This window comes from Kineococcus indalonis, from assembly GCF_009906395.1.
Taxonomy (GTDB): domain Bacteria; phylum Actinomycetota; class Actinomycetes; order Actinomycetales; family Kineococcaceae; genus Kineococcus; species Kineococcus indalonis.
Map to the genome: position 1 here is coordinate 1 of NZ_JAAALM010000653.1, position 1,924 is coordinate 1,924.

Consider the following 1,924-nt stretch of genomic DNA (forward strand, 5'->3'; position numbering starts at 1 on the left):
TCCCCCTCCCCCTCCCCCTCGCCCGACGCCGTCGCGCCCGGCGCCACCGCGCCCGGCGGTCGGTGCAGGAACCGGTCCAGCCCGCCGCCGGCGCGGGCCCTCCCCGAGGAAGCACCCATGACGATCCGCACCTCCGAGCCCGCGCCGAGCGCGTGGCCCGCCCCCGCGGGCGGCGGCCCCACGGCCGCGGTCCGCGTCCTGCCCGCGCGCCACCCCTGGCGCTGGCTGGCCACCGCCGCCGTCGCGGTGCTCGCCGCGATGGCCGTCAACGCCCTGGTGACCAACCCGGCGTGGGACTGGCCCACCGTGGGCGAGTTCCTCTTCTCCGCGACGATCCTGGACTCGCTGTGGCTGACGGTGCGGCTGACCCTGGTGGGCACGGCGATCGGGCTGGTGCTGGGCACCGTGCTGGCGCTGATGCGGATGTCGTCGAACCCGCTGCTGAGGGCGGTCAGCTTCGCGTACATCAGCGTGTTCCGCTCGGTGCCGCTGATCCTCCAGCTGCTGTTCTGGTACAACCTGGCGATCCTGTACGAGCGCATCGGCCTGGGCGTCCCCTTCGGGCCGCAGTTCGTCAGCTTCTCCACCCAGGACCTCATCGGCCCGGTGACCGCCGCGTTCCTGGGCCTGGGGCTGCACCAGGCGGCGTACTTCGCCGAGATCGTCCGCTCCGGCTTCCTGGCGGTGGACCCCGGCCAGCGCGAGGCCGCCGCCGCGCTCGGCATCCCGCGGGCCCGGCAGTTCTGGCGCATCCAGCTCCCGCAGGCCCTGCGCATCATCGTGCCCACCACGGGCAACGAGGTCATCGGCCTGCTCAAGGGGACCTCGGTGGTCTACGTCATGGCGCTGCCCGAGCTCTTCTACCAGGTGCAGGTCGTCTACAACCGGACCGGGCAGGTGATCCCGCTGCTGCTCGTCGCGGCCGTGTGGTACTTCGTCCTCACCACCGTGCTGTCCGCGCTGCAGTGGGTCGTCGAGCGCCACTACGGCCGGGGCAGTTCCCGCACGCACCAGGAGCCGGCGCTGCTGCGGTGGGCCCGCACCGTCCGCGCCCGGCGCACCCGTCGATCGGAGGTCCCCCGGTGAGCACCGTCCTGGAAACGCCGGTGGTCCGGCTGGAGGGCGTGCACAAGCGCTTCGGCGCCCTGGAGGTGCTGCGCGGGGTCGACCTGACCGTGCGCGCCGGCACCGTGACCGTCGTCCTGGGCGCCTCCGGGTCGGGGAAGTCGACGCTGCTGCGGACCGTCAACCACCTGGAGAAGGTCGACGCCGGCGTGGTGGAGGTGAACGGCGAGCTCATCGGGTACCGGCGGTCCGGCCGGCACCTGCGGGAGCTGCACGAGCGGGAGGTGCTGCGCCAGCGCTCCGGCATCGGGTTCGTCTTCCAGCACTTCAACCTCTTCCCGCACCTGACGGTGCTGGAGAACGTCGTGGAGGCGCCGCTGTCGGCGCAGCGCCGCAAGCGCGCGGAGGTCGTGCCCGAGGCGCGGGCGCTGCTGGCGCGGGTCGGCCTGGCCGACAAGGAGGGCGAGTACCCGCGGCGCCTGTCCGGCGGCCAGCAGCAACGGGTGGCCATCGCCCGCGCGCTGGCGCTGAAGCCCTCCCTCGTCCTGTTCGACGAGCCCACCTCGGCCCTGGACCCGGAGCTGGTCGGCGAGGTGCTCGACGTCATCCGCGACCTGGCGGCGGCCGGCACGACGATGGTCGTGGTCACCCACGAGATCGGGTTCGCCCGCGAGGTCGCCGACCGGGTGCTGTTCATGCACGAGGGGGTCGTGGCCGAGGAGGGCACGGCCGCCCAGGTCCTGGACGCCCCGCGCCACGAGCGGACCCGCGCCTTCCTCGCCAAGGTCCTCTGACCCGCCCCCTGCCGCGCGGTCCGGCGCCGCCGGACCGCCCCACCCGCCTGCCCGGAACCGCCGGG

Annotated in this window: 2 protein-coding genes; both read left to right on the plus strand. The window is 74.2% G+C overall.

Translation table 11 applies throughout. The annotated features are described in order from the left end of the window. Positions 1-117: 117 nt before the first annotated feature. Positions 118-1,086 carry an amino acid ABC transporter permease gene (locus GTR00_RS19945; RefSeq protein ID WP_166613287.1) on the plus strand — a complete coding sequence of 323 codons (969 nt, stop codon included), beginning with the start codon at positions 118-120 and terminating at the stop codon, positions 1,084-1,086. Continuing rightward, positions 1,083-1,859 carry an amino acid ABC transporter ATP-binding protein gene (locus GTR00_RS19950; RefSeq protein WP_323132632.1) on the plus strand — a complete coding sequence of 259 codons (777 nt, stop codon included), beginning with the start codon at positions 1,083-1,085 and terminating at the stop codon, positions 1,857-1,859. The genes GTR00_RS19945 and GTR00_RS19950 overlap by 4 nt, the downstream gene beginning before the upstream one ends. Positions 1,860-1,924 lie beyond the last annotated feature (65 nt).